At 49.5% G+C, this 8,565-nt stretch carries 10 protein-coding genes; 6 read left to right on the top strand and 4 right to left on the bottom strand.

Annotated elements, in window-relative coordinates; genetic code table 11:
* From larC to LUQ50_RS02820, 3 genes are all read left to right on the top strand, one after another.
* On the top strand, nt 1-416 hold a 416-nt coding region (larC, locus tag LUQ50_RS02830; RefSeq protein ID WP_300035870.1), incomplete at its 5' end, for a nickel insertion protein.
* Complete coding sequence (radB, locus tag LUQ50_RS02825; RefSeq protein WP_300035867.1) at nt 377-1,126, top strand: DNA repair and recombination protein RadB; 750 nt, start codon at nt 377-379, stop codon at nt 1,124-1,126. The genes larC and radB, both read left to right, overlap by 40 nt.
* 81 nt (nt 1,127-1,207) lie before the next feature.
* Nucleotides 1,208-2,635 (top strand): NosD domain-containing protein, encoded by a 1,428-nt coding sequence (locus LUQ50_RS02820; RefSeq protein ID WP_300035864.1) that lies wholly within the window; start codon nt 1,208-1,210, stop codon nt 2,633-2,635.
* A 48-nt stretch (nt 2,636-2,683) separates the two neighbouring features.
* Here the strand turns inward: LUQ50_RS02820 and LUQ50_RS02815 are convergent, their stop codons facing one another.
* A complete protein-coding gene (locus tag LUQ50_RS02815) occupies nt 2,684-3,424 on the bottom strand; it encodes a tetratricopeptide repeat protein (RefSeq protein ID WP_300035861.1) in 741 nt (246 codons plus the stop codon).
* 143 nt (nt 3,425-3,567) lie between these two features.
* On the opposite strand from LUQ50_RS02815, the gene LUQ50_RS02810 reads away from it, so the two are divergent.
* Complete coding sequence (locus tag LUQ50_RS02810; protein WP_300035857.1) at nt 3,568-4,227, top strand: hypothetical protein; 660 nt, start codon at nt 3,568-3,570, stop codon at nt 4,225-4,227.
* Here the strand turns inward: LUQ50_RS02810 and dapF are convergent.
* Genes dapF through LUQ50_RS02795 form a run of 3 tightly spaced genes read right to left on the bottom strand, consistent with a single transcriptional unit; the run spans nt 4,224 to nt 7,225 of the window.
* A complete protein-coding gene (gene dapF, locus LUQ50_RS02805; protein WP_300035854.1) occupies nt 4,224-5,045 on the bottom strand; it encodes a diaminopimelate epimerase in 822 nt (273 codons plus the stop codon). The two genes, LUQ50_RS02810 and dapF, sit on opposite strands and share 4 nt — an antisense overlap.
* A gap of 20 nt (nt 5,046-5,065) precedes the next feature.
* Nucleotides 5,066-6,265: a RuBisCO large subunit C-terminal-like domain-containing protein gene (locus tag LUQ50_RS02800; RefSeq protein ID WP_300035851.1), complete on the bottom strand. Its 1,200-nt coding sequence runs from the start codon at nt 6,263-6,265 to the stop codon at nt 5,066-5,068.
* Between the two features lie 3 nt (nt 6,266-6,268).
* Entirely contained in the window at nt 6,269-7,225 is a 957-nt protein-coding gene (locus LUQ50_RS02795; protein ID WP_300035848.1) for a ribose 1,5-bisphosphate isomerase, read from the bottom strand.
* A gap of 61 nt (nt 7,226-7,286) precedes the next feature.
* Here LUQ50_RS02795 and LUQ50_RS02790 point away from each other — a divergent pair, with 61 nt between their 5' ends.
* Nucleotides 7,287-8,147 carry an HAD family hydrolase gene (locus LUQ50_RS02790; protein WP_367278944.1) on the top strand — a complete coding sequence of 287 codons (861 nt, stop codon included), beginning with the start codon at nt 7,287-7,289 and terminating at the stop codon, nt 8,145-8,147.
* 115 nt (nt 8,148-8,262) lie between these two features.
* A partial coding sequence (locus LUQ50_RS02785) for an ATP-binding cassette domain-containing protein (RefSeq protein WP_300035846.1) occupies nt 8,263-8,565 on the top strand: 303 nt, incomplete at its 3' end.

Here is an 8,565-nt window from a genome sequence, read left to right as displayed (position 1 = left end):
TGCTTGGAAAACTTATGGACGAAGGAGCCAGGGATGCCTGTGCCACTCCGTTGACGATGAAGAAAGGCAGACCCGGCCATCTTATCAGAGTAATCTGCAGACCTGAAGATTCAGGGAACCTTTCAGAGATCATTGCACGGGAGACCGGTACACTGGGTGTCAGATGCATCCCAGCTGTTCACCGTTTCATCGCTGATCGGCAGTTTGAAGAGGTTATGGTCTGTATCGGGGGAAAATCAGGTGTATTCCCGGTAAAGATCGGGATGATTGCCGGATCCTGTTACACGTTGAAAGCCGAATATGAATCCGTATATACTTTTGCTCAGGAACACCATATTCCGGTGATGCAGGTGATGCGAGAGGTTGAGGAAGCAGCATGGGAGAAGGTACACCACAGTCAGGACTGCCGGCAGTAAACCGGTATTACGAATCAAGCGGGAGTATTCCACTTGATGATCTTATCGGAGGCGGATATCCGAAGAAGATGATCACCCAGATCTACGGTGAGCCCGGAGGTGGGAAGTCAACATTCTGCCTCATCGCTGCAGTATCTGTCCTGAAAACCGGCCGGTGTGTGGTCTATATTGATACCGAGAGTTTCTCAGTTGACCGGTTCACCCAGATTGCCGGCGACCGGGCAGAAGAACTCTCTGAACGGTTTTACCTGTATGAGGCTGCTGACTTTGATCAACAGGCATCGATGATCCAGGATGCCAGTCATATACTATCAACCCGGGATACCGGTCTTATTGTGATCGACTCCGCAACGGGCCTTTACCGGACTGAACTTGAGCACGGACAGGACTCTCTTCAACGCCTTTCCCGGCAGATTGTAGTATTGCTCGGGTATGCCAAACGGTATGACATCCCAATCCTGATCACCAACCAGGTTTACATGGATCCAGGAAAGAACGATTATGCTCCCCTTGGTGGTACCAGTCTGTTTCACCTCTCCAAGGTGATACTCAGGATAGACCGGTTGAATGGGCAGCGGAGAGTCAGTATTGTCAAACATCATGCACAACCTGAAGGCAACAATTTACATTTTTCGATGATTCAGGAAGGGATACAGGTTGCAGGGGTTCCGGAAGAGGTTGTACCGGATCCTGACCATACTCATAAATGATCTGATGCAGATCTGATCCATTGATTATTAGCGTTCTGCAGAATCAGGAGGAGTATTTCCACGAACAAATTGCATGTTCCGATGACTGTGCATACCCTTGTCATTGTACTGGCACTGACAGGGTTCTTCGGTTGTGTATGTGCAGATAACAGCCCGGTTACCTTTCCCCCCGCTGATGTCCCGTATACTGGTGACTATGTCTATATCACCGAGCCTGGGCGGTACACCCTTGAACATAATATCTCTCATCAGTACCCGGTAGGAATTATCATCGCTGCTCCGTCGGTAATTCTGGATGGACAGGGATATACTGTGCAACCTGCAAATCCACAGGCTGCTTCAGTCGGGATCTGGATCAGCCTGACTGACTCATCAGGCGGGCCAGTGACTGGTGTTACCATCAGGAACGTGAGCATCGGGAATGAAGGCTATGGAGTATATACTGAAGAGGTTGATTCAACGCTCTTTCCGTGGGGGAAAGACAGAGGGAGTGATCCGGCTGCAGTAGCTGCCTCATCAGTCTCCCGGAATCTGATCCTCTCAAGTCTTTCTCTTACCACATGTCATGAGGGAATGCGTTTGGTTGATCAGGACGGTGCGAAAGTTTCCGGCAGTCTGGTATCGGACTGCACCGGTTCAGGTATTACTGTTCATGATGGCAGTGTTCAGATCCAGGGTTCACAACTGGTGAATAATCATGAATACGGTGCCCTGATCATGAATAGTTCAGGATCAGAGATCTCCTCTTCCCGCATAGAAAGAAACGAAAAAGCAGGTATCTCACTGGAAGGGGTCAAGGGAATTCACATCTTCAATAATCTCTTTGATAACAACCTCAACATAGAGGCCGGTACTGATAATCAGAATGTAGTGCTTGCTACAGAGCGCAACACGGGAGAAAATATACTTGGAGGAATGGTATTAGGCGGAAACTATTGGGCCAGCGGCGGCACCCCGCTTCTGAATCCGGAGTCTGGTTCTGACATCGATGGTGATGGTATCGGAGACACTCCGTATGACCCGGGGTTCGGGGTACCTGATCCCCTTCCTCTGGTCCGCCCTGTAGAAGTTACTCCCACCACTACTCCAAAGGAAATTATCTCAGCAACATCGACTCCTACACCAACTTTAGTGCCGGTGCAAACTCCGAAGTCGATCATGTCAGGGATTCATGCGGTTATTACCGGAGATACCATCCCTGATACGATGCAGTCAGGACAGTCGTACCAGGTGGTTCTCACCCTTACCAATGATGGATCAGACGACTGGCTTGAGCAGTACAAAGTCGGGATCATGACCCTTGATGATACCGCAAAGTATGGCCCTGAATGGATGGCAGCTCCGGCATCAGCACTAGTGAGGTCAGGTGAGTCAAAGGCTGTTCCGTTCACATTTCGCGCTCCTGCACAACCTGGGACCTATACACTCAAATATCAGGCAGGCCGTGAAGGGACCGGTGTTCAGGTGATATTTGGAAGAGCATATACCAAAACCGTGACGGTAACCTGACTATTCAGGTCATTTTTTAAAAAGTTACAAATGTGATACTACCTGTGTTTACCACACGTCATCCATTTCTCGGGTTGCTATCAGTTTATCAGCCTCTTCGTCAAGTCCCAGTTTGCGCAGGCACTCGATCTTTGCTTCGTACACTTCTGCATGGTTCGGTTCAATCCTTATGACCCGGTCGTAACACTTGATCGCCTCTTTACATGTGTCGATCCGTGCGAGCGAGTTACCAAGTTCAAACCAGCTGTCAGCATCTTCGGGATCCTGTTTAAGTATCTGTTTGAAGCATCCTATTGCTTCTTTATGATTCCCGAGTTTCTGAAGGCTGATACCTTTGTTATAAAAGGCGTTAATATCCCCCGGGATTAGTTCGATGATCTTATCGAAGCACTCAACCGCATCAGCATGCTTGTCAAGTTCTGCGAGAGCAGATCCCTTGTTGCTTAATGCATGAACGTTGGTGGGATCGAGATCAATAACCATGTTGAAGCAGGGGATTGCCTTGCTGTAACGGCCCATAAAAAAGTAATTAACCCCCATGTACAGCCAATAACGGGGATCTTTATCATTTATTCTGAGTGACTGCTCAAATGAGTCAATAGCCTCCTGATACCGGATGAGGTTCATCATCGCCAGACCTTTCTGGAAATAGACATCCTCATCAACCGGATCCAATGAGATGGCTTTCTCATAGCACCGGATAGCATCGTCAAACTTCTGCATGGCACTCAGTTTGTTGCCCTCTTCTTTCCAGCGTCTTGCTTCTTTTGTGCTGATTTCATCACCCATGGGCTGCCCCCCGGTTCTTAGAACAGATACTGATCGTTGCCAGCATTCTGCATTAAAGATGATCATCCATTCTACGTATGAATGAAACGCTCAATACAGGCTGCGAGAAATATTCCCCTATGTCCATATCTGCGGGGATAGGAATGAGTGACAACGGAATTGATGAGAGTGATCGGGATCGGCAGGACTTTTTGTTGCTCTTTTTGATGATGCTCCCGTTGCAGGTGATCTATCCGGTTCTTTCAGGTTTTTCTGAACGGGTGATATTGGTGCTCTTTTTCTCCCTCATCCTGGTTCTTGGAGTGTGGCTCATGCGTGGATCCCGCCACCGGTTTCTGATTGCTGCCATCCTTGCACTGATCTCACTTGAACTGATCTGGGTTTCACTCTGGCATGCGGCATCATCACTCCTTCCCCTTGGAGAATTTACCCTTCTTCTTTTTCTGGTCATTCTGAGCGGGCGGTATCTTCTGGTTTTTATCAGGACCGAACTCCCGGTTTATGATCTGTTCATCGCAGCCGCTGCTCTCTGCCTGCTCCTTGGAACTATTCTTGGCCTTGGGATATACCTGCTCACCGGTCTGTACCCTGCTTCAGCACTCACAAAGCCTGATCTCGCACAGGCACTCACCAGCGGGATAAGCATCATTACCACTAACGGGGCAGGAGTTGTGATGGATGATCCCCTTCCTCTGGTCCGGGTTATTTCTGCTCTGGGTATGATCGGGGGTGTTCTGCTGATAGCACTCTTCATCGCAAAGATCGGAGTATGGTTCTACAAAAAAGGAGAAAGGGTTCTTTAAATGATCAACATGCCGGTGAAGACAACGTCTGCCGGTCCTTTCATGGTGGCGCCATTCGTAAGGGTGATGGTTAAGGGTCCGCCTTGTGTCTCGACCTCAACAACCGGACCAGTCTTCCCAAGCCGGTGTGCTATAGCTGCAGAGGCAGTGGCCCCGGTTCCACAGGAAAGGGTCTCCCACTCAACCCCGCGTTCAAAGGTCCGGATCCTGATGTTCTTCTGATCAATGACCTCAACAAAGTTCACATTGGTGCCTTTTGGGAAGAACTGACTGTTCCTGATGGCAGGCGCCAGCTGACAGACGTCAAGTGAGTCTATATCCTTTACAAAGATCACCGCATGCGGGACACCCGTATTTACCGCATAGACTTCGTAGCCATTGATGATCTCGTGAAAATCCCCGCTCCCTTTTGCCGGGATGGAGGGTGCATCAAATCCGGGTTCTGTCATCGTGACTTCTGCCAGGAAGTCACCATCCTCATCATACTCACAGGCAACATCAACCGCCCCTGCAAGTGTCTGAATCGTTCCTTTTTCTGCTAAGTACCCCATATCAAAGGCGTACCGTGCCAGGCAGCGTATCCCGTTCCCACACATCTCTGCTTCGCTTTCATCAGGTTGAAATAGCCGCATTGCTGCTTTTCCATCCGGTGTCTTCCCAAGGAAGAGGATCCCGTCTCCCCCGATACCCATGCGACGGTCGCAATACACCGCAGCGAATTCACCTTTCATCTCATCAGGAACCTTTATGCCGTCCCATTCATCGATCAGAACAAAATCGTTACCGTTCCCGTGTAGTTTAACAAAAGGCAGATCCATATTGAAAACTCCTGTATGTATTAGGTCTTACTCCACTTTTCTAATGCCCGTTTTAGTTCCGGGTGATCTTCTGCATACGTTACAAGTGGAATCTCTTCCATGGCGGCATCAACTGCTTGTCGCATGGCAGTAGCACCGGCTCGGGTTCCGTCCGGGTGTCCGTGAATACCACCTCCAGCCTGTAGGATCAGGTCACTCCCGAGAGTTTTGATCTCATCAGCCACTCCACCTGGATGAAGTCCACCGCTTGCAACCGGAAAGACACTTTTTAAGGCATGCCAGGGGTGAGTCAGGGTTCTGTTGTCGCCGATCAACTCCTGCATGTCATGCTCCATCTTTCCAGACACGGTTCCCGTATGAAGCTGATCCCCGCCGAGCATTCTGACAAGTCTGCAAAATGGGCGCATTGCAATTCCATGCTCCCGGTTCCGGGTTATGGCAGCGTGCATGGTGCGGTGGATGTGCAGTGGCAGGTTTATCGATGGGTCCTCAGCAACAACCCGGATGGCATCAAATCCGCAAACGATCACATCGATCATCAGCATGTTCGCTCCCATCTCTTTGGCCTGCTCAGCACGCTCAAGGATCTTATCCCCGGCAGTTGAGATGTTCACCGCATACAGGACTGTTCTTCCGGTCTGTGACTTCACCTGATCCAGTTTCTCCATCACTAAAGGAAGCCGTTTGGCGAGCGGGCAGAATTTCTGATCAGTGAGGGTCTCATCATCCTTGATAAGGTCGACCCCTCCGATGGCAGCTTCATAGGCAACTGATGCAGTATCCTCAGGATTCAGACCAACCTTTGGCTTGATGATAGTACCAACGTGAGGGCGATCGGTTGTTCCGACTAATTTTCTGACCCCTTCAATTCCGAATTTTGGTCCTTTGTATGGGATGAGCTCTTTGGGAAATTCTACATCAAGCAACCGGACCGCGGCGATGCGGGAGAGTCCGAAGAGGTTTCCGGCAAAGACCGAAAGATACTGGGGGATATTCCCAATCTCAAATATTTCTGTTGGGTACCGGATCGAGACCTGATAACCGGTTCCTGACTGAACCAGGTTCTCAACCTGCCCGTCCAGATAATGCACATACTCTTCACGGGTTGAGATATCGGTCCAGGTTCCGGTAGTCTGTTCCTCAGCGATCGCCTGGGCAGCCCACTCCGGGGTAATGCCCTCTTTCGGGCGGAAGTAATATGTTGCAACTGCATCTTTCATGGGTTATTCCTCTTCACAATAGGGATAATCGGTACAGAGATTGTCCATATCCCATTGAAGATGTTCTTTAATGATTGTGTATGCCATCTCAGGAGGGATTGCTCCCTGCTCAGTGATGATCAGATCCACATATTCTGAAGGGGTAATGTCAAAGGTGGGGTTTCTGACGGTGACATGGGGAAGTGTAGTAAGAATCGCGTCAGGTAATACCTCATCGGCAGGGCGTTCTTCGATGAGGATCCGTTCTCCGAGTATCGTCCGGGGTGCAAACTTGTAGGTTTCTGCCGCAACCAGGAAGTTTACCCGTGCTTCTTTTGCAGCAAGGGCGATCTGGGAAGTTCCTATCTTATTGATAACCGCTCCATTCACCGTGATTGCATCAGCCCCGGTAATGCAGATATCAACCTCTTTCATAAAATACCTGGCTGCTGAGTCGACGATAAAATTCGTCCTTATTCCGGCATCGGAGAGGGTTTTGATTGTGATATGCCCCTGGTTGCGTGGTCTGACCTCGGTAGCGTACACCTCGATATCCATCCCCTGATGATGAGCGGTTACAATACACTGCAGAGCTGCTTCTGAGTTACAGTGTGTCATCACCACGTCGCCATCCCTTATGTGACGTGCTCCGATCTCTCCTATTCTGGTGACTGCATGTTCTGAGTGGGTAATGAATGCCCGTGCCCGATCTTCTAGGCCTTCTTTTGCATCCTGCAGGGTTTCTGCTTTGAGCAGGGGTTTGGAGATGATATTGACCGCATTGGGAAGAGAAACCGCAGTAGGCCGGACACCAGCCAGGAGATCAGATGCCCTGAGCATACGGTCGATATATGATTTCTGATCCAAATCATTGATTGATTCAGAATAGTCGAGCAGTGCTTTTGCGGCAGCACGGGCAATCCGCCCGGCCCCCCGGATCTCCATCCTTTTGATTCGGGTCGCAGTCTCCTCGAGGGTCATAGTATGATCTTGAACTCATACTTCATAGAAGATGTCTGATCAGATCCCTCGTCCTGATTGAATGAACAGGATCGGTATTAATCCTGTAGAGGATGATCTCTCTAGTATGTCCATCGCGGTCGTCTTTGACAGCGCCGGTACCCTCCTTCACACCTACCGGATTGTTAAGGATGTGATCTCAGGTCAGCTGTTTCCTGATGTGGAAACTACCATGCTCACCTTCGAAGATCCTGATCGGGTTCTCTGTGTAATTCATGCCCATTCACGGGGTATCATGGATACTCCTGAAGATCACCTGTTATCAGATTTTCTGAGAGAGAACAAGATTGGGTTTGGGATCTCCTGTACCCGCCGGGTGATAGATGCCGATGAGATTGGTCAGATCCTGATGACGGATAAATCAGCCTGCATGGGAGACATGCAGCAATGTATGCGGATCATCTGGTCAAAGATCAAACAGGAGGCCATTGTTGCTCTCAACAGCGGGGTGATCGTACACATCGGCCAAGGCCGAATCGAGTTCACCGTTACTGCTGGAGGGACCCCGTTTCCCGGGGCAAAAGAGACGATTCGTGAGATTCACCGGATGGGTATTGCAACCTTTATTGCATCTGGTGATCGCGAAGCAAAGCTTGAACGGATGGCTGACTATCTGGGGATACCCCGTGATCGTGTATTCGGGGTAGCAACCCCCACCATGAAAGAGAGAATTGTCAGGGATCTGAAGAGTGAATATGATACTGTTGTCATGGTTGGTGATTCTATCAATGATCTGCTGGCAATGCGTTCTGCAGATATTGCAGTACTCACTGAACAACAATGTTCACTCCATACACAAAAGCATGATGAACTGATAGCAGCAGTAAAACACCGGATTCATGATGTCAGGGAAGTCCTTGAGATCATCCGTCCGCTGATCTGATGGGATATTCCGGCATACATCATGAGATTGGATTCACGTTTGTGAAGGTAAAATTGCAAGAAATAATAGTATTACTCTATAGATCATACCAGTACATCAGAACGGTGAGTGCATTATGAGACCCCTGATCACAGTTGAGAACCTCTCGAAGACATTTGATGGAAAGACGGTTATCAAAAATTTATCGTTCACCCTTTCAGAAGGAGAGATTCTCGGGATCATCGGCCGGAGCGGGGCAGGGAAAACAGTCCTGATGCATCTCCTCCATGGGGTAGATGAGCCCCCATCCAGTGGTAAAGTCATCTATCATATCGCTGCCTGTGATGGGTGCGATTATGTATCGGTCGGGAGTCAGGAAGGCTCAACCTGTCCCCGATGTGGTAGTACCCTCAAAGCCTGTGATGTTGACTTCTGGAAT

This window comes from Methanospirillum sp. (genome assembly GCF_028679455.1).
GTDB lineage: Archaea > Halobacteriota > Methanomicrobia > Methanomicrobiales > Methanospirillaceae > Methanospirillum.
This window is presented reverse-complemented; position numbering and strand designations above follow the sequence as displayed.